General features: G+C 39.9%; 18 protein-coding genes and 1 tRNA gene. 10 read left to right on the top strand and 9 right to left on the bottom strand.

Going from position 1 to position 18,416, the window contains the following annotated elements; genetic code table 11:
• Positions 1 to 117: 117 nt before the first annotated feature.
• Positions 118 to 1,389 (bottom strand): serine--tRNA ligase, encoded by a 1,272-nt coding sequence (serS, locus tag ABVM49_RS05400; protein WP_405203360.1) that lies wholly within the window; start codon positions 1,387 to 1,389, stop codon positions 118 to 120.
• Between the two features lie 233 nt (positions 1,390 to 1,622).
• Between serS and ABVM49_RS05395 the strand changes: the two genes are divergently transcribed.
• The 4 genes from ABVM49_RS05395 (at position 1,623) to ABVM49_RS05380 (ending at position 5,594) form a co-directional block, all read left to right on the top strand.
• The gene (locus ABVM49_RS05395) at positions 1,623 to 3,242 is read left to right on the top strand and encodes a hypothetical protein (protein ID WP_405203359.1); all 1,620 of its coding nucleotides are present in this window, start codon (positions 1,623 to 1,625) and stop codon (positions 3,240 to 3,242) included.
• Positions 3,243 to 3,252: 10 nt separating this feature from the next.
• Positions 3,253 to 3,789, top strand: a complete 537-nt coding sequence (locus ABVM49_RS05390) for a DUF6705 family protein (RefSeq protein ID WP_405203358.1) — start codon at positions 3,253 to 3,255, stop codon at positions 3,787 to 3,789.
• 183 nt (positions 3,790 to 3,972) lie between these two features.
• Complete coding sequence (locus ABVM49_RS05385) at positions 3,973 to 4,689, top strand: imm11 family protein (RefSeq protein ID WP_405203357.1); 717 nt, start codon at positions 3,973 to 3,975, stop codon at positions 4,687 to 4,689.
• Positions 4,690 to 4,970: 281 nt separating this feature from the next.
• Positions 4,971 to 5,594, top strand: coding sequence for a glutaredoxin family protein (locus tag ABVM49_RS05380; protein WP_375252618.1), 624 nt, complete (start codon positions 4,971 to 4,973; stop codon positions 5,592 to 5,594).
• Here ABVM49_RS05380 and ABVM49_RS05375 read toward each other — a convergent pair.
• The 5 genes from ABVM49_RS05375 to ABVM49_RS05355 all read right to left on the bottom strand — a co-directional run bounded on the left by ABVM49_RS05375 (position 5,524) and on the right by ABVM49_RS05355 (position 10,264).
• Positions 5,524 to 6,948: an HTTM domain-containing protein gene (locus tag ABVM49_RS05375; protein ID WP_405203356.1), complete on the bottom strand. Its 1,425-nt coding sequence runs from the start codon at positions 6,946 to 6,948 to the stop codon at positions 5,524 to 5,526. The genes ABVM49_RS05380 and ABVM49_RS05375 overlap by 71 nt on opposite strands.
• Before the next feature lie 3 nt (positions 6,949 to 6,951).
• Positions 6,952 to 7,905 carry a bifunctional riboflavin kinase/FAD synthetase gene (locus tag ABVM49_RS05370; RefSeq protein WP_405203355.1) on the bottom strand — a complete coding sequence of 318 codons (954 nt, stop codon included), beginning with the start codon at positions 7,903 to 7,905 and terminating at the stop codon, positions 6,952 to 6,954.
• A 2-nt stretch (positions 7,906 to 7,907) separates the two neighbouring features.
• Positions 7,908 to 8,537, bottom strand: a complete 630-nt coding sequence (gene pth, locus ABVM49_RS05365; RefSeq protein WP_298349358.1) for an aminoacyl-tRNA hydrolase — start codon at positions 8,535 to 8,537, stop codon at positions 7,908 to 7,910.
• A gap of 129 nt (positions 8,538 to 8,666) precedes the next feature.
• Complete coding sequence (locus ABVM49_RS05360) at positions 8,667 to 9,293, bottom strand: 50S ribosomal protein L25/general stress protein Ctc (protein ID WP_038597859.1); 627 nt, start codon at positions 9,291 to 9,293, stop codon at positions 8,667 to 8,669.
• A gap of 29 nt (positions 9,294 to 9,322) precedes the next feature.
• Positions 9,323 to 10,264 (bottom strand): ribose-phosphate pyrophosphokinase, encoded by a 942-nt coding sequence (locus ABVM49_RS05355; protein ID WP_038597861.1) that lies wholly within the window; start codon positions 10,262 to 10,264, stop codon positions 9,323 to 9,325.
• Positions 10,265 to 10,422: 158 nt separating this feature from the next.
• On the opposite strand from ABVM49_RS05355, the gene ABVM49_RS05350 reads away from it, so the two are divergent.
• Positions 10,423 to 10,503: transfer RNA gene (locus tag ABVM49_RS05350), tRNA-Leu, on the top strand.
• Positions 10,504 to 10,537: 34 nt separating this feature from the next.
• On the opposite strand, the gene ABVM49_RS05345 is transcribed toward ABVM49_RS05350, so the two are convergent.
• Both ABVM49_RS05345 and ABVM49_RS05340 read right to left on the bottom strand, forming a co-directional pair.
• Positions 10,538 to 10,927, bottom strand: a complete 390-nt coding sequence (locus ABVM49_RS05345; RefSeq protein WP_405203354.1) for a DUF2721 domain-containing protein — start codon at positions 10,925 to 10,927, stop codon at positions 10,538 to 10,540.
• A 102-nt stretch (positions 10,928 to 11,029) separates the two neighbouring features.
• Positions 11,030 to 11,170: a hypothetical protein gene (locus ABVM49_RS05340; RefSeq protein WP_157496174.1), complete on the bottom strand. Its 141-nt coding sequence runs from the start codon at positions 11,168 to 11,170 to the stop codon at positions 11,030 to 11,032.
• A 254-nt stretch (positions 11,171 to 11,424) separates the two neighbouring features.
• On the opposite strand from ABVM49_RS05340, the gene ABVM49_RS05335 reads away from it, so the two are divergent.
• The 5 genes from ABVM49_RS05335 to ABVM49_RS05315 all read left to right on the top strand — a co-directional run bounded on the left by ABVM49_RS05335 (position 11,425) and on the right by ABVM49_RS05315 (position 17,491).
• A complete protein-coding gene (locus tag ABVM49_RS05335) occupies positions 11,425 to 11,736 on the top strand; it encodes a hypothetical protein (protein ID WP_405203353.1) in 312 nt (103 codons plus the stop codon).
• A 41-nt stretch (positions 11,737 to 11,777) separates the two neighbouring features.
• Entirely contained in the window at positions 11,778 to 12,806 is a 1,029-nt protein-coding gene (locus ABVM49_RS05330; protein ID WP_405203352.1) for a ligase-associated DNA damage response exonuclease, read from the top strand.
• Positions 12,803 to 14,446, top strand: a complete 1,644-nt coding sequence (locus ABVM49_RS05325) for an ATP-dependent DNA ligase (protein ID WP_405203351.1) — start codon at positions 12,803 to 12,805, stop codon at positions 14,444 to 14,446. The genes ABVM49_RS05330 and ABVM49_RS05325 overlap by 4 nt, the downstream gene beginning before the upstream one ends.
• 145 nt (positions 14,447 to 14,591) lie before the next feature.
• A complete protein-coding gene (locus ABVM49_RS05320) occupies positions 14,592 to 14,954 on the top strand; it encodes an endonuclease domain-containing protein (protein ID WP_405203350.1) in 363 nt (120 codons plus the stop codon).
• 65 nt (positions 14,955 to 15,019) lie between these two features.
• Positions 15,020 to 17,491 (top strand): ligase-associated DNA damage response DEXH box helicase, encoded by a 2,472-nt coding sequence (locus ABVM49_RS05315; protein WP_405203349.1) that lies wholly within the window; start codon positions 15,020 to 15,022, stop codon positions 17,489 to 17,491.
• 20 nt (positions 17,492 to 17,511) lie between these two features.
• On the opposite strand, the gene ABVM49_RS05310 is transcribed toward ABVM49_RS05315, so the two are convergent.
• Positions 17,512 to 18,414, bottom strand: coding sequence for a histone deacetylase (locus ABVM49_RS05310; RefSeq protein WP_405203348.1), 903 nt, complete (start codon positions 18,412 to 18,414; stop codon positions 17,512 to 17,514).
• Positions 18,415 to 18,416 lie beyond the last annotated feature (2 nt).

Below are 18,416 nucleotides of genomic sequence, written 5' to 3'. Positions count from 1 at the left end.
TAACGAAAAACGTGCCATAGCATTGCTGCAGCACGTTTCTATATTATAATAGTGTTCCATTACAAAGGGTACACTCCTTCTCAATAAGGAAATGGCTTTGCGTGGGAAGTGATTTTTTTAATCTATCATATCAAAACCACAGTACGGCACAAGTGCCTTAGGGATTTTTATCCCTTCTGGAGTTTGGCAATTTTCTAAAATCCCTGCGAGTACACGTGGCAATGCAAGCGCACTACCGTTAAGTGTGTGTGCAAGCTTGTTTTGTCCATCTTGGTCTTTAAAACGAAGTTTTAAACGATTTGCCTGAAAGGTCAAAAAGTTAGACACAGAGCTTATCTCTAGCCAGCGATCTTGTGCTGTACTAAAGAGTTCAAAATCATACGTAAGGTGACTGGTAAACCCAAGATCACCACCACAGAGACGCAAGATTCTGTATGGCAATTCTAGTTCTTGCAAGATTGTCTTTACGTGATCTACCATCCCGTCTAGCGCAGCAGCACTCTTATCTGGGTGCTCGATACGCACAATCTCTACTTTATCAAACTGGTGCAACCTGTTAAGCCCACGTACGTGCGCTCCATAAGATCCTGCCTCTCTTCTAAAACAAGGTGTATATCCCGTACAAGTAATAGGCAACTCACTATGACTGCGCAAATCACCGCGGAACATATTAGTCACCGGCACCTCTGCCGTAGGGATTAAATATAAGTCGTCTTCTGTCACGTGATACATTTGCCCTTCCTTATCTGGAAGTTGCCCTGTACCAAAACCAGAAGTCTCATTTACAAGGTGTGGCACCTGGTACTCTGTATAGCCTGCGGCTGTATTTTTATCTAAAAAATAAGAGATAAGCGCGCGCTGTAAGCGAGCTCCTTTACCCTTATATACCGGAAAACCTGCTCCCGTAATTTTTGTACCTAGCTCAAAGTCTATAATGTCATACTTTTTTGCAAGCTCCCAGTGTGGTAGTGCCGCATCGTGTAGTACTGGGATGTCTCCTTCTCTAAAGATCTCCTCATTATCCTCATCACTATTACCTTCTGGTACGCTATCGTGAGGCACGTTAGGTAGTTGATATAGTAAATTTTGAAGCTCTTCTGTAGCCGCATTAAGCTGCTCCTGTAGGGTTTTAGACTGCTCTTTGAGACCGGCTGTTTTCTCCTTTAAGAGATTTGCCTTTTGAGCTTCTCCGCTTTTAAAAAGCATCCCGATTTCCTTAGAAAACTTATTACTATCTGCAAGTACTTCATCTAACTGTGACTGGGAATTACGACGTAACTCATCTGCAGCAATTACTTGATCTAGCAAGGTTGCGGCGTCTATGTTTCTTTTAGATAACGCTTTCGCGAAAGCTTCTTTGTTTTCTCTAATGTGTGCTACTTCTAGCATAGTAAATGGGTTTTAAAAACGAAAGGGTAAATTTAAGGAAATGCCCGCAAGTAAAAGGAAAGCCACCACCTAGTTTTTACAAGCAGCTAGAGAAATTTTAAAAAATATCGCCCGTTTTACGGAAATCCGTAAAATTGTAACCGCGAGTGGTTGTAATTTTACAGTCATTCATCAATCAAAAAACTAATCTTATGGATTTAAAAAAAATTCACTTAGCTGAAAACTATGTGTCTATGGCACTAGCGTTCCTTATACTCATCTTATTTTTTTCTTGCCAAGAAGATGATGGTTTTAATAGCACACCTGCTACTATTGTAGCAACTGCAAGCAGCACGGTAACCACAGTAATCTCTGCAGACATCCCTGATATTATGGGATATGTAAATAGCCTACCAAAAAGCCGTGATGGGAGGTTTTCTATTCTTAAGGAAGATGGAGCTACGAGGTCTAGTGAGCCAGATTTGGTGCTTGGAGAGTTGCAGACAAATGAGATAAAAGTTGCTACAAACTCCTATGGCAGAAGTAATTATACGTTTCTTTTGCGGACTTTAGAATCTCAAGCTATTGATAGCATTTCTATTTTCAATCTTGTACTAAAGGACACACGTACTGGTTTACATTCATATATTGTTGAATACAGGATAGCCTCAGATAATAATAATCTGACGAATGGTATTGAATCTTCTAGCTATTCTGGCAAAATTATTTATTACAATATAGATGGTTATCACGCTGTAAGCTTAAATTTACAAAATGGATTATTAATAAACTCCTTTACTAGAAATCCCTGTCCTGTTGGTGAAGATGGTGGATCTGGTGGGCCTGGTGGACCTGGACCTGGCGGAAATGGACCTGGTGGCGATGATGGGCCTGGAGGAGGCGGTAATTGTGAGCTTATACCTTATCCTTGTGCTTGTGTGGGTCATTGGCCTTGGGAAATATGTCCAGATTGTGACGCGCCAGGGGGATGGATTACGGCATGTGGTGGAGATAAAATAATGGAAAATGGTGTGTTAAAGCTTGATTTTATTAAAAACACAAGGAGATGCCCAAACGAAACCCAAAATTGTAATCTAGATTGTATATATGATATCAATTATGATGATTGCAGTTGTGCAGATGAACCTAGTGATGATCCAGAAGAAGATGAGAATACGGATGTGGTAATCTTACTTGATGTTGAATTTCTATCAGATTGTAATTTGTTAGGCAACCTAAGCGATAGTCCCAGTTATCAACAAAGAATACAAGAGCTAATAGACAACAACACGGGTAATACTGAAATTGCCTATTGGGGTAATAATGATAACAATGGCGTAACTAATTTTTCAGATGATGACAGATTTGAAAGTATTGAGGGACAAAACGGAATTCAAAACCCTCCAATACCGCAAGATCCTATTGAATCTTTTATTCATAATCATTTCAATAACGGCACTAATGGAGTTATACCGGTATTCTCTCCTGCGGACTTAGGAACCTTATATAATCTAATGATTAACGGAAGGATCTCAGACACAGACGACTTTACGATGGTGATGACATCCCCAGGGCAAAGTATAAGTGATCCTAGTGATGATACTTTATATGCTATTACTATTACAAACTCAGAAGATTTTTTGAATTTTGGAGCCTCAGTTTTTTCTAATATTGACTTTACAGATGCCTATTTTTATGGTAAGGGCTTAAGACAAAATGCTGATACTGCAGCGATAGAAAGACAGATGCTCGAAATATTTAAAGAAAATGATATTGGACTAAGAATGCATCGAGGAGATACCAACGACTTATCCTCTTGGACCAGACTTAAAATAAAAAATAACGGCGATCTAAGCGAAAGAGATTGTAACTAAATCATACATAATGAAAAAACTTTTATACATTATCGCATTAGGTTGCACAATATCGGCCTGTAAAGCTCAAGAAATATTCCCATTAGGAACTAGTGTTCTTGATTGGCCTGACAACAATTACTACGTAAAAGATATTAGTAATGAACTAACTCAACTCGAAGGAGAATGGCTATGGACTGATGGATCAAGCTCATTTGAAGTAACTTTGGAGAAATTTGAAATGGTTGTAGATCCTATTCATAATGATGTTTTTCACGATGCATTAAATGGAAAATATAAGTATACTGTAAATGGAGTTACTATTTCAGAGAAAACAACAATTTTACCTGGATTAGGCAATGGTTTTAGTTTGCATTATACCAATCCCACTACTTACGAAGTTGTTATAAAAGACGTCGCTAGTAACAGAAGTAGGATAGGTAAGTTTATACTAACATCCCCTACAGAAGCAGAGGTATCTTTTTATACTAGTGAAGGTGTCAAAATTTATACAAATTACACAGGTGAGTGGTCATTACCAACAGAGATGACATTGACTAAGCAGTAAAAAATAATTTAAAATGTATTTTTCATCTAGCGACCACCACAGAGATAGAATAAATCACTATTAATGAGAGTGCTAATAACAGAAAATGGACTGGGTAAAGGCTGCTAAAGTAATTATTCTATTTTCAATTAGTAGTTCAAGAATTTTTACACAGACGGAGAGTAATTAATTAATAGATTTAAAATGACATTCTATTCTATAAGGAGTTCTGGAAATAAGAAAATTATTGGTCACTACCCGCAGATAGAAAAGGTAACTCATAATTGTCACGTTTGGGATGACCCAAAATTTATTGATCGCATTCAATTTGAGAAAGCAGATTTCGATCCCATTGTATCCATACCCTCATTATTTAAATCATCAAAAACTACAGATTTAATTCATACCGTAGGGATTGGTTTTGTTGGAAAGTTGCTGGTAAGCGGTAAACTGAAAAAACTATTTGAAAATCATAGAAAAACTGGATTTCAATTTTTTAAATGCCCTGTAATTCATCGCGACAAACAATTTGACGACTATTGGTGCTTAAACATATTTGAATTTGATATGGATTTTATAGACTTCCGCAAATCTCAGTTTTTGGGAAAAATGAATAAAGCAAAAGGAGGAAACTATGTTCAAAATCTATCCTTCAAATCGAATGAAATTTTCAAAGAAAATTTGAAAAAAAAAAGAGAGTTAGGTTTTAGCCAGTTATTTATATCAAAAGTAAAATTAAACCCTTCAATCTCTGAAGATTTTTTTGCCCTACAACACGTCGAGGGAACTGTAAAGTATATTGTTTCCGAAAAACTCACAAAGCTTATAGAAGAAACTTGTACAGGAATTGAATTTATGCCATTAGAAATGACCTTGTCCCAATGGCTACAAGGAGGTGAAAGGAAAAAAGTTTACGGTTAACTATTCTAATTATTGCGTATTTTCTTCTTCTAAAAACATCTTGTAGATGATAACGGATAAATCTCCAATATTAGCAATGCTATAAACAACAGGTCAAATTGGAATATTGTTCAAGAAGTATTAGAAGGAATGACAACCTTAAAAGAATTATTCTAAGGTTACTTTTCACAATAACTATCATAATTCTAGTTTTTCTCTATTGGAAATATAAAAGTTAAACAACTGATAATCAAAACCGTTCCCCCAGAGCGGTTTTGATTATTTTTATAAAAAAGACTCAAATGAAATTAATACTAGCACTACTCCTCCTTACCACTACGTTTACAACGGCTCAAAACCAACCTGTAAAAATAGAAGCAACAGAGCAGGATCAAAAGCTAGTGTTTATTTGCACCAATAACTCTGCTATAACACAAGAGGTAACACTTACACTCACGCAGCGAAAAGGGTTGCGTGGCTATACCAGACCAATCACAAAAAAGGTTGCTCCTAGCAGTACAACTACACTTGCATCATTTACCATCGCAGGCGCTTACAATTATAAATATAGCACGAGCTGGAAGGAAGTGCCTAACATCAAAGAACAACAGGTAAGAAAAGAGGTCATTGCTGCCAGAACTAAAGGCAAAGTATTAAGAGATCTCTCAAAGATTAATACAGGTATTGTCATTTTTGATAATACAGATTGCCCTCGCTGCCAGCGATCTACCGCATATTTGCTAGATAATAATGTGCCATTTAAGCTTCTCAATATAACAGATAATAAAAAGAACCATAAATTAATGTGGGACCTACTAGAGGCACAAGGTGTAACTGGTACGATTAATACTCCTGTTATCTTAGTGGAGGGCGAACTCTCGTGGAGTCACGAAGATCTTCCTGCTTTTCTAAAGAGCCTACATTAGGAAAAAATGGTTTGTCGTTGAGATAATCCTCACTTTCTAGTACCCAACTATTATGCTCAAACCATTGCCAGCTCACGCTCGCAATATCTACCTTAGGGTCAATCAATAATTTAGAACGGCGCCCATTAATGCGTACTCTACAGCGCACATAGATAGCCACATCTTCTCCTTGAGCAGCCTTAAGACGTTTTATATGCTGTGCAAATTGCCAAATCACATCTGGCTTAGAGCGTATGTTGCGCTGTTGGTTTTTAGTAAGATATTCTTTGTGGTCTAGCGGAGTACGTTTTCCTGTTGCCTTATCTTCTATCGTAAACTTTACGGTACCGCTTTTAGAACGCAACATCATACGCCAGCTCAAGCGATGTCCTTCTTCACTCCACAACACATTATCTGGTATAAAATGCTGGCGTAGTGGCAAACCTATTTGAAAGATGAAATACACGGCAAACATCGCTAGAAGAGCTCCTTTATATTTAGGTAGTATGACCTCGTCACTTGTGCTTTCATAATAGGGTTTCCACCTTTTTAAGAAAATACGGTGTATGGTTTTTGGCTCAAAAAAGAACACGGTAAACGCCAATGACATATAAGGAAAAATCCCAATTTGAAACACAAACGAATTAAAGAGATGAAAGAAAATAGAGATAAAAAATGCCCACTTGCGCGTCTTTTTCCAAAGCAATGCTGGGATGATTAATCCGTCAAAAAGGATTCCTACGTAGGCAATCACCCAGTGTGTCCACTTTTGTTGCAATACACCACCCACGAGCCAGTAATCTTTCTTACCGCGCATTAATATTTCTGGCACCGTAGCATCTAGCCAGTCTGGATATATTTTTGCAATAGAGGCGTAAGTATACACAATCCACAACTGTAATATTATAAATAGTGTGACCCATCGTGGCATAGAGAGGTCTCTTACGCTTTCGCGAAAGCGTGCATCTAGTGAGAAAGATCTGTGCGAAGGCAGTATTGCCATAATCCAGAGCAATAACATCAAGAGATAATAGTGATTATTATATGCGGTTTTTTGCATAAAATATACCGTACTCCACATAATCGCATAGCCTACAATCGCCACACGATACTTAAAGCCTAGCATTACCATCACCCCAAAAACACCCATTAACCCAAACCAAGCATACATTTGTGGTCCAGGGCCAGGGAAGGTTTGTAAAAAGTCAAAGCCTATGAAGTTAAAGGTAAAATCTGGCGTAACAAGTATGCGACGTACCCATCCCGTAATGAGTGCTCCCCAAGCCTCACACGTAATAAGAAAACCAAAAAACACTCTAAAAACGATGAGTGCGCTGTTATCTATCCTTGTAAAGAGTAGCTTGTTAATTCCCATTTGTTAAGCGTTTTGAGAATTTGATTTTTCTAGGTTTGCTATGTAGTTACGAGAAAACGCTTCGTCAGTTTTCATCGCTGCGACAAGTTCATCTATGGTATCAAAAGTTTTTTCTTCTCTTATACGTTCTAGTAGTTGTATCTCCAGCTGTTGCCCATAAAGATCTTCATCAAAATCAAAGAAGTAGGTCTCTATAGTTTGCTTCTCTCCTCCTACCGTAGGGTTTGTACCTATATTCATCATCCCGAATACTGGCTTACCGTTTATGATTGCTTTTGCTACGTAAACGCCTTGTGCAGGGATGAGTTTATAATCTTCGGCTATTTCTAGGTTTGCAGTGGGGTAGCCTATGGTTCTACCTAGGCTTTTACCTTTTACCACAACTCCATTAAGCATAAAAGGCGCACTGAGGTAACTATTTGCTAGTGCCACATTACCACTTACTAGTGCCTTGCGCACTTTGGTAGAGCTTATGGCTACATCTTCTAGTTCTTGTTTTGAGATTTCCTCTACTTCAAAGCCCAGCGTTTTTCCAAAACGCTTTAGATCTTCAATATTTGCATCACGATTACGGCCAAAACGGTGGTCATACCCTATAATCACTTTTTTTGCATTAAGGCTGTTTACCAGTATTTCTTCTACAAAAGTCTCTGCGTGATAACGAGAGAAATCTAGTGTAAAAGGGTGTATTACCAGGTGATCAAGGTCTAAACTCTCAAGCAGTTGCTCGCGCTCCGCAATGGTATTTATAAGCTTGAGCGAGGTGTCTTTTTGTAACACCATACGCGGGTGCGGAAAAAAAGTAAGTACGCACGACTCCCAGCCATTTGCGCGGGCGCTCTCATTTATTCTGTTTATAATCTTTCTGTGACCTAGATGCAAGCCATCAAAGGTGCCTATGGTCACCACGGTTCCTTTTTGAGAGGTAAATGTATGTGCGCTGTTATGAGTTTTCACTACTATTTTCCGTTGTAGGCGTTCATTGTATTATTTATCCCAGCTTTTACAAACGAGGCTATTACCTCGCTGGCTTTATCTAGTCGTTCTGGTAGTGCTGCGTTCTCATCTGCCGTCCACTCACCTAGCACATAATCTACCTGCCTCCCTTTTGAAAACTGATCACTTATCCCAAAACGGAATCTGTTATACTTAGTGGTATTGAGCTGTGCTTGAGTATCCTTAAGGCCGTTGTGTCCTCCGTCTGAGCCTTTGGTTTTTACACGTATGGTCCCAAACTCTAGGTTAAGATCATCTGTGATAACTAGTAGGTTTTCTACAGGGACTTTTTCTTGTTGTAGCCAGTATCGTATGGCTTTACCGCTTAGGTTCATAAAGGTATTAGGCTTCAGCAGTATTACTGTTTTACCTTTTACTCTAGTGCGTGCGATGTCACCTAGCTTTTCGGTTTCAAAGGTGGTTTCTTGCGCTTTCGCGAAAGCGTCTACTACTTTAAAACCTATATTGTGACGTGTGTTTTCATATTTGGGACCAATGTTACCCAAACCAACGATGAGAAATTTTTTCATAGGGTCTACTGCTGCTTCATCTTCTTTAGATTTATTAAAAAGTCTACCAAAAAAAGCGAGCATAGTTAGGAGTTTTAATGGGTGTATCGTAGAGATTGTTACACAAAGTACCACTCATTTTAATACTGTATAAAAATAAAAAAAGCATCTCGAAGAACGAGATGCTTTTGTATTTATAATTTATGAGATAAATTAATCTTCCTTAACAGCAGCTACATCGCTAGTCTCTGTTGCAGGAACATCATCCTCATCCTCATCCTCATCGTCAACAACGGCAGTACGTGAAGTTCTCACTTGACATACAACTGTGTTGTCTGGGTGCATTATTGTAATGTTTTCTTGTGGAAGCTCTCCTATGTAAAGCTTATTTCCAATCTTAAGGTTTGTAATATCTGCCTCAAGAAAATCTGGAAGATCTTTAGGAAGTGCTTTCACACGTAGTACACGGTTTGTTTTACGTAAAACACCACCATTACGAACACCTTTAGAGTTACCTGTAAAGTGTACTGGGATGTTCATAGTTACTTCTTTACCTTCAAAAATCTGGTAGAAGTCTATGTGTAAGATACGATCAGTTACCGGGTGAAACTGTATGTCTTGTAAGATAGCTTGTACGGTTACACCGTCTAGCTCTATCTCTACAGTGTGCGCGTCTGGAGTGTAAACCAAATTTTTAAACGCTAGTTCTGGTGCGCTGAAATGTATTGGCTCGTCCCCTCCGTATACTACGCAAGGTACCAGTCCAGCATTACGTAAGGCTTTTGTAGCTTTCTTGCCTACGCTTTCTCTTTTAGATCCTTGGATCGAAACTGATTTCATTGTTAAATAATTATAGTTAAAAAAAAATATTACATAATAAACTTAGATGCGATACTTGTGTTACTGTTAACACGGTGCATTACATCTGCAAAAAGTGGGGCGCAAGTTAATACCTTTACCTTATCACTTTTATGGTCTCTAGGGATTGAATCTGTAACGATCAATTCTGCCAGTTGACTATTTTCTATTTTATCATAAGCGTTACCACTTAAAATGGCGTGTGTACATATTGCACGTACGCTTAATGCTCCTTTTTCCATCATTAGGTCTGCAGCTTTTGTAAGTGTTCCGGCAGTATCTACCATATCATCTACAAGTACTACGTGCTGTCCTTCTACACTACCTATGAGCTCCATATGTGAGATAACATTTGCCTTTGCACGTTGCTTGTAACAAATAACTACGTCACTTTCCATTGCTTTACTATATGCATAAGCTCTCTTACTACCTCCCATATCTGGAGATGCGATGGTAAGATTTTCTAATCCTAATCCCTTTAAATAAGGAAGGAAAATTGTACTTGCAAATAGATGATCTACTGGCTTCTCAAAAAATCCTTGTATTTGATCTGCGTGTAAATCCATTGTGATAATACGAGTAGCACCTGCTGTCTCTAGTAGGCTTGCCATAAGCTTTGCAGCAATAGGCACACGTGGCTTATCCTTACGATCTTGTCGCGCCCACCCAAAATAAGGTATCACGGCAGTAATGTGTCTTGCACTTGCACGCTTTGCAGCATCTAGCATCAATAACATTTCCATCATATTATCTGATGATGGCATCGTACTCCCTATAATAAAAACACGTGATCCACGTACAGACTCTTCAAAAGAAGGCTGAAACTCACCGTCGCTATATGTTGATGTGATTACGTTTCCTAATGGTTGCCCAAAAGCTTTTGCAATCTTTTCAGCCAGTGGCTTGCTTTGTTGACAAGCAAAAATCTTCGGTTGCGGTGCGGTAGCAGTCATTTATAATGAGTTACGGTTGTTATGTTTCCTCTAAGGAGGTGCAAAAATAGTAATTAAAAATGAGTGCAGCAGTACAAAAAGCGTGCTTTTGTGGTGGGTAGATAAAAATATTCTTTAATTTTGTGCTCTCTAAACAACTCAAGCGGTTGTTTCCACTAGCCGAAATGGCGGAATTGGTAGACGCGCGCGACTCAAACTCGCGTTCCTTTGGAGTGTGGGTTCGATTCCCACTTTCGGTACAAGAAAGCCTTTATCTCACAGATAAGGGCTTTTTTATTGCTCCATATCTTTAAGTTGTATACTCAACGCCTTTGTAGACAACTGCACCTCTACAAGTGACAAAATAAGGGAGGTCATAAGAGCAACCAGACTTACAGCAAACACTAAGTTTGCCCAGAAGGTGATATCTATATAAATAAGAAACATCGTTATCACTGCTAGTAAAAAGCTTACAATCGCCACCGCCTGCATATTTTTAATGATAGATAGACGCTTTCTTAGCTTAGTTACTTGAAGCCGCACATCTTCAGAGCCTGTCTCTTGAAATGAGGCGTGCAAGTTTCTAATAAGTGCAGCAATAGCGAGATAGCGAGCGTTATATGCAAGCATTGTTAAAGAGATTGCAGGAAACAAAAGAGCCGGTATACTTAAGGTAAGATTCATATAGTAGTTGCTTATCGTAAAGCTACGAGATTGCACTACAACATAAAAACCCTAGACTTCTTAAAATCTAGGGCTTTTAAAGCTAATTCAAATAATATATATCTAGTGACGGTCTGCAAATGTGAAAGCAGGATTTCTGAACTTTTTCATATGCAGTAATCTACCGTATCTTTCAAGATTGCGTTTTATATTTTCGGTTGCCTGGTCATAATTAGACGGGCGATTTTTTACTGATGTGTTCATACTGTTTTGCTTTTTGATTTACATAAGAGACACGTTCTTTTTTTGAATGTTACAAATCTGATGCCAAAAGTTATTTATGTAATTAAAAAGAAGCATATACAGTCACTTGCCTTTCACAAACCATTAACTAGCAGTCACAAAACCAGGTTAATAAATAAAATAAAAGCCACGCACCTCCCTATCTTTATGATAGAAGAAGAGCAACTTCTTCAAAACAATTGATAAAGAAAAGCTTATAACATAACACTACTATTATGAAAACCATCATATTATTACTTACGACAGTCATCTCTTTTACAATGCTCTCACCAGAGATTAGTTCGACCAAAAAAGAAGTACTTACAGAAACGCTCACTTTTGATGCTTATGAGGGAGGTTACTTCTTTTTTACAAACGAGCAACAAGAACCTCTCATTCTTGTGAGCGATTCACAAGCAAGCATCTCACTTAAGAAGTTGCAAGCAAATGAAGTAACAGGCGAGAAGTTTAAAGTTAAGTACAAGAGCACTGCGACAGAAGGTGAGACCTCAAACCAAGGACTGCTTCTACACGTGATACTTGACTAATACATCATCTCCCTTATCTTTACTAAAAACCCAACAAACTGTTGAAAAAGCCACTTCTAGAATTTACAGATAAGGGCATCTATTGCCCGCCCGCAAAGGTCTATCTCGACCCGTGGAAACCTGTAGATAAAGCCCTCATCACGCACGGCCACGCAGACCATAGTCGGTGGGGACATAAGCAGTACATCACACACGAGAGTAATGTGCCTATCATTTCTCATAGATTGGGAGATATCAATGTTTCTGGGGTACGCTTTCGCGAAAGCGTAAACATCAACAATGTAAAATTTACCTTTCATCCCGCTGGTCACATTCCTGGGTCTAGTCAGATACGTGTAGAACACAAGGGCGAAGTGTGGGTATTTACAGGTGATTATAAGACTGAAGTAGATGGTATCTCTCAACCGTACGAACCCGTAAAATGCAACACTTTTATTACAGAATGCACCTTTGGACTCCCAGCATTCAAGTGGACTCCACAAGCCGAAGTAATGCACGACATAAATACTTGGTGGGCGCAAAACAAAGCCGAAGGGAAGTGCTCTGTCCTTTTTGCTTACAGTTTAGGTAAAGCACAACGATTATTGAAACACCTTGACCCGAGTATAGGCAAGATACTCACACACGGCGCTATCGAAAAAATGACCGAAGTATTGCGCCCTATGATCGATATGCCGGCAACAGAATTAATCACTAGAGATACAAAAAAAGAGGATTTTAAAGGAAGTATCGTCCTAGCACCACCAGCCACTCACGGCAGTACGTGGATACGCAAGATGGTGCCATATGTAACTGCAAGCGCTAGCGGCTGGATGGCTTTTAGAGGAGCAAGAAGACGCAGAGCGATTGATAAAGGCTTTGTGCTAAGCGATCACTGTGACTGGCCTAGTTTACTACAAAGTATAGAAGCTACAGGTGCAGAAAGAATTATCTGCACACACGGCTATACAGATATATTCTCGCGCTATTTACGGGGTCTGGGTTATGATGCTCGTACAGAAGAAACGCAATATGAAGGCGAACTAGCAGAAGGAGATGCAAAAAAAGAGGAGGAAGAAACTAGCGTATGAAACTATTTGCAGCACTCATAAAGACCCTAGATTCGACAAACAAGACTAACGAAAGGGTCAAGGCACTTGCGCATTATTTTAAAGAAGCGCCAGATAAAGACAAGGTCTGGACGATTGCCATCTTATCGCACCGTCGCCCTCCAAGACCCGTAAACACAACCTTACTTAGAGAGTGGGCGAGCGAACTATCAAATATTCCCCTATGGCTATTTGAAGAGAGCTATCACATTGTGGGCGACCTTGCAGAAACGATAGCACTTGTGGTTCCCGCAGCAACAGCATCTTCTGAGAAGTCGCTTACTCAGTTTCTGGAAGAGATGATTTCGCTTAAGCGAAAAACGGATGAAGAGAAAAAGGAATACCTTTTTGATAACTGGGCAAATCTCAACTATTATGAACGTTTTGTATTTACAAAGCTTATTACCGGAGGCTTTAGAATAGGCGTGAGTCAAAAGTTAATGACACGTGCATTATCACAAGCAACAGATATAGAAGAAGACGTGCTTGCTTATAAATTAATGGGCGACTGGAAACCGCAGACGGTCACCTTTCACGATCTGGTTATCGAGGAAGATGCAAGCCAAGAGTTTTCAAGACCGTATCCATTTTACCTTGCCTATGCAGTTGAAGATGAACCTTCGGCGCTGGGTGATGTGACAGACTTTCTTACCGAACATAAGTGGGATGGTATACGCTCACAAACCATCTTTCGTAATGGAGAGATTTATATCTGGAGTCGCGGTGAAGAACTAGTTACAGATAAGTACCCAGAACTACAGATTCTCAAAGAACACATACCAGACGGAACGGTCATAGATGGTGAGTTACTGCCTTTTTATGATGGGCAGATTGGCACATTTAACGACTTACAAGCGCGTATAGGACGTAAGACGGTGAGCAAGAAAATGCTCAAAGAAGTGCCTGTAATTATCAAGGCTTATGACATTTTAGAATGGGAAGGAAAAGACTTGCGTGAGATCGCTTTCGCGAAAAGAAGAAAAATCCTCGAATCGTTATATTGCAATATCGCAGATAAGGGTCTGCCTATAGGTATTTCTAAAACAATGGAGTTTGATAGTTGGGAAGCAATGGCGCAAGAAAGAGACCGCAGTAGAGAGATGCGCTCTGAAGGATTAATGATTAAGCGTAAAGACAGCCCCTATCGCGTAGGTAGAAAAAAAGGTGACTGGTGGAAATGGAAAGTAGATCCGCTCACCATTGATGCTGTGCTCACCTATGCAATGCGTGGTCACGGTAGACGAAGTAATTTATTTACAGATTACACCTTTGGCTTATGGAATGAAGATAAAACCGAGCTCGTTACTTTTGCAAAAGCCTACTCGGGTCTCACAGATGCCGAGTTTAGAAAAGTAGATAACTGGATTAAAAAAAACACGTTAGAACGTTTTGGCCCAGTGAGATCTGTAACGCCTCATCACGTGTTTGAGATTGCCTTTGAAGGCATAGCGTTATCCAAAAGACATAAGAGTGGAATAGCCACGCGTTTTCCAAGGATGCTACGCTGGCGACACGATAAGAAGATAGAAGATGCAAATACACTGGAGGATTTGAAAGGGATGATTCCGAGCAACGAGGCCGAAGGGCAAGTTGTGAAGGAATCTCTCCCGCCCACAAAATAATGGTGCAAGAAAGCAATGTCCGAATCTCCACAGATTATGAATGGAAAGCTTCTAAAGATTAAAGAGTTAAACAAAAGCTCCTTCCCCAGAAAGGGGAAGGTGACCTAGAATATCTAGGTCGGATGGGGTAAAAGCCATAATAAAAATGAAAAAGCAAAAGCTTCACAATCCAGAAGAAACTTTGAAATTCAGAAAAGAATTGAGAAGCAATTTGACTCCTGCAGAGGCATTTTTGTGGTCACACTTAAAACGCAAACAGCTTTATGGTAAAAAATTTAGAAGACAACACGGCATAGGTCCCTTCATTGTGGATTTTTACTGTGCATCAGAGCAGTTAATTATTGAGCTAGATGGTCAAGTACATATGAATGAGCTGGCGCAACAGTACGATGAAATGAGAACAAAATACTTGAAAAATCAAGGACTAAGAGTAATTCGTTTTGAAAACAAAATGGTTTTCGATCTTTTACCAAGTGTTTTAAAAGATATTAGTGATAATTTTAAGTAATACCCACCCCGTCCACGCTTAAGGCGTGGCCACCCCTCCCTTTCAAGGAGGGGAACTTTATGAATATGACCCAAAAAGAACTACTCGATATCGCAAATAACTGGTTCCAGTTACAAGACTGGAAACCTTTTCCGTTTCAAAAACAAACGTGGAAGGCATTTCTTGCGGGTAAAAATGGATTGCTTAATGCGCCTACGGGGAGTGGTAAGACGTATGCACTTTGGTTTCCGGTAGTTCTTAATTACATCAAGAAAAATCCTGATTACAAAACCAAACATAAAAAAGGACTAAAGGCCATTTGGATCACTCCGCTGCGCTCGCTTTCTAATGAGATTGAGCTTTCGGCTTCTCGTATCACACAAGATCTCGGCACACAGATGACGGTAGGAATACGCAATGGAGATACTTCTCAGTCTGAACGTGCCAAGCAGAAACGTTCTATGCCAGACTTGCTCATCACCACGCCCGAGAGCTTGATGCTTTTGATTGCTTCCAAAGGATATCAAAAGGTTTTTAAAAATTGCTCGGCTATAATTATTGATGAGTGGCACGAATTACTAGGCACAAAAAGAGGCGTCCAGATGGAACTCGCCTTGAGCCGATTGAAAACTGTCGCTTCAGATATGCGTATCTGGGGAATTTCGGCAACGATTGGGAATCTAGAGCAAGCCCGAGAAGTATTGCTGGGTTATGAGAGTGACGCTTTTCGCGAAAGCGTAATTATCAAAGCAAACATCAACAAAAAAATTACTGTCAAGTCTATCATTCCAGACGAGATGGAAACCTTTCCTTGGCGTGGTCATTTGGGATTGCACTTGCTAGAGTACGTCGTGCCCATTATCAACAACAGCAAGACAACTTTACTGTTTACGAACACGCGCAGCCAGTGTGAAATCTGGTTTCAGCGTATTCTTGCGGCACATCCTGAGTATGCTGGAGAGATTGCAATGCACCACGGGAGTATCAATAAAGAGACGCGTACGTGGGTTGAGGGCGCCATTCGGAATGGCTCTCTCAAGGCGGTAGTTTGTACTTCTAGCCTTGATCTCGGAGTAGACTTTGCGCCTGTTGAAACCATTATCCAAATAGGCGGCCCAAAGGGCGTCGCTCGCTTTTTACAACGTGCTGGGCGATCTGGTCACAGCCCTGGCAAGGAGAGTGTGATTTACTTTTTGCCTACACACGCCATTGAGCTGGTAGAAGCCTCTGCGTTGCAGCGCGCCGTTAAAGAAAACACTGTAGAAGATAGAATTCCGTATCTCAATAGTTTTGACGTACTGATTCAATATCTCGTGACGCTAGCCGTGTCTGACGGATTTTTACCCGAAGATATATGGCCCGAGATACAGACTACGTTTTGCTTTCAAGCAATGACAAAAGAGCAATGGGAATGGTGCCTTAATTTTATGACGATGGGTGCGCAATCCCTGCAAGCTTATGATGAGTATAAGAAGGTGGAGATTCTTGAGGACGGCAGATTTAAAGTGAATTCTCGTATGGTGGCAATGCGCCATCGCCTGCAAATAGGGACGATTGTGAGCGATGCAAATCTTGTAGTAAAATATCAAAAAGGTGGTTACATAGGCACTATTGAGGAGTTTTTCATCAGTAAGTTAACGCGTGGTGATGTGTTTACTTTTGCAGGTCGCAACCTAGAATTTATCCGTATTAAAAATATGGAAGTGCACGTACGCAACAGCTCAAAGAAAACTAACAAAGTCCCCTCGTGGATGGGCGGTAGGCTCACTTTAAGCAGCCAGATGTCGCAGCTGCTACGAGAGGAACTTTATACTGGGAATTCGCTTTCGCGAAAGCGGTCTCTAGAGATTAATGCGCTAGAGCACATTTTTAGACAGCAAAAGGTAGAGAGCATCATTCCGAGTGATGAGCAACTGCTCATTGAGACATTTAAAACGCGCGATGGTTATCATCACGTTTTTTACCCTTTTGAAGGTCGTTTTGTACACGAGGCTATGGGAAGTTTACTTGGGTATCGCCTTAGCCTGCTAGACCCTATCACCTTCTCTCTCGCCTTTAACGACTACGGTTTTGAGCTACTTTCAGACCAACCTATAGACATACAGCAGCTACTAGATAACGACCTATTTACGACGGCATATATGCACGACGACTTGCAGAATAGTCTTAATGCTACGGAGATGGCCAGGCGAAAATTTAGAGATATTGCCGTGATTTCTGGGCTTGTTTTTACTGGCTTCCCAAACAAACAGATTAAACAAAAACACCTGCAAAGTAGTAGTCAGCTGTTTTTTGATGTGTTCCGTGATTATGAGGCAGATAATTTATTATTTCAACAAGCATTTACAGAGACTTTTGAGCATCAACTAGAAGAAGGTCGATTGCAACAAGCACTTGAGCGTATAGAGACGCAAGAAATTGTATGGATGGATTGCGAGCAACCTACCCCTTTATCTTTTCCAATAATTACAGACCGCTTACGCGAAAAATTGAGCAGCGAAAAACTAGCCGATAGAATCAAGAAAATGACTGCGAAGTTGATGCGAAAAAAGAAATAATAGCCTTACGAAAGATTGAACTAAAAGTAAATATCTTGTGCCGTTCTAAAGGTATTTGCGTGTGCGTCAATTATCACTTTTATATCTGGAGAATAGCCACCGCCCATACTACATTGTACAGGGATTTTTAAATCGTAACAGATTTGTAACACAAACCGATCGCGCTCTTTACAACCTTCTATGCTACACCCCAATTTACCCAATTTGTCACTCGCTAAAATATCAACTCCGCATAGGTAGAAGATGAAATCTGGTTGTTGTTCTTTAATGAGATTTGGCAATGTTTTTTTAAGAATAGTCAGGTACTCCGCATCGCCTGTATCGGTCTCTAATGCAATATCAAGATCTGAGATTTCTTTTCTAAAAGGATAGTTTGCCTTACCGTGCATTGAAAACGTAAATACCGAATCATCACCCGTAAAAATCTCTGCCGTTCCATTACCTTGATGAACATCGAGGTCTACAATGAGAATTTTTTTTGCAAGCTCGCTTGCTTGTAAATATCGCGCAGCAATCGCTTGGTCGTTGAGCAGACAAAACGCCTCTCCGTGATCTGTATAAGCGTGGTGTGTGCCGCCAGCAATATTCATTGCAATACCATTTTCTAGCGCGTAGTGACACCCATCAATGGTGCCTTGAGTGATGATTAATTCGCGATCAACAAGTTCTTGTGAGAGTGGAAAACCCGTTTTTCGCTGTGCTCTTGGGTCAATAGTAAGTGCTTTTAGATTATCTACATACTCTGTAGTATGACATCTCAAAATATGCTCGTGAGCTACCTGTACCGGCTCAAAAAAGTTATCCTCTGTACACGTACCTTCATATACTAACTGCTTAGGAAGCAAATCATACTTCTCCATAGGGAAGCGATGCCCCTCTGGAAGTGGGTGTTTATAAATGGGGTGGAATGCGATTTTGAGCAAGA

The organism is Dokdonia sp. LLG6352-1 (genome assembly GCF_045055815.1).
GTDB lineage: Bacteria > Bacteroidota > Bacteroidia > Flavobacteriales > Flavobacteriaceae > Dokdonia > Dokdonia donghaensis.
The sequence above is the reverse complement of the archived record's forward strand: the minus strand, read 5'-3'. Positions and strand labels throughout refer to the sequence as shown.

Coding starts and splice junctions, on each gene's coding strand:
- ABVM49_RS05380 (WP_375252618.1), top strand. CDS start 4,971: ATGAAATTAATACTAGCACTACTCCTCCTTACCACTACGTTTACAACG.
- ABVM49_RS05355 (WP_038597861.1), bottom strand. CDS start 10,264: ATGACTGCTACCGCACCGCAACCGAAGATTTTTGCTTGTCAACAAAGC.
- ABVM49_RS05315 (WP_405203349.1), top strand. CDS start 15,020: ATGACCCAAAAAGAACTACTCGATATCGCAAATAACTGGTTCCAGTTA.
- ABVM49_RS05395 (WP_405203359.1), top strand. CDS start 1,623: ATGGCACTAGCGTTCCTTATACTCATCTTATTTTTTTCTTGCCAAGAA.
- ABVM49_RS05340 (WP_157496174.1), bottom strand. CDS start 11,170: ATGAACACATCAGTAAAAAATCGCCCGTCTAATTATGACCAGGCAACC.
- ABVM49_RS05385 (WP_405203357.1), top strand. CDS start 3,973: ATGACATTCTATTCTATAAGGAGTTCTGGAAATAAGAAAATTATTGGT.
- serS (WP_405203360.1), bottom strand. CDS start 1,389: ATGCTAGAAGTAGCACACATTAGAGAAAACAAAGAAGCTTTCGCGAAA.
- pth (WP_298349358.1), bottom strand. CDS start 8,537: ATGCTCGCTTTTTTTGGTAGACTTTTTAATAAATCTAAAGAAGATGAA.
- ABVM49_RS05375 (WP_405203356.1), bottom strand. CDS start 6,948: ATGGGAATTAACAAGCTACTCTTTACAAGGATAGATAACAGCGCACTC.
- ABVM49_RS05360 (WP_038597859.1), bottom strand. CDS start 9,293: ATGAAATCAGTTTCGATCCAAGGATCTAAAAGAGAAAGCGTAGGCAAG.
- ABVM49_RS05335 (WP_405203353.1), top strand. CDS start 11,425: ATGAAAACCATCATATTATTACTTACGACAGTCATCTCTTTTACAATG.
- ABVM49_RS05345 (WP_405203354.1), bottom strand. CDS start 10,927: ATGAATCTTACCTTAAGTATACCGGCTCTTTTGTTTCCTGCAATCTCT.
- ABVM49_RS05390 (WP_405203358.1), top strand. CDS start 3,253: ATGAAAAAACTTTTATACATTATCGCATTAGGTTGCACAATATCGGCC.
- ABVM49_RS05325 (WP_405203351.1), top strand. CDS start 12,803: ATGAAACTATTTGCAGCACTCATAAAGACCCTAGATTCGACAAACAAG.
- ABVM49_RS05320 (WP_405203350.1), top strand. CDS start 14,592: ATGAAAAAGCAAAAGCTTCACAATCCAGAAGAAACTTTGAAATTCAGA.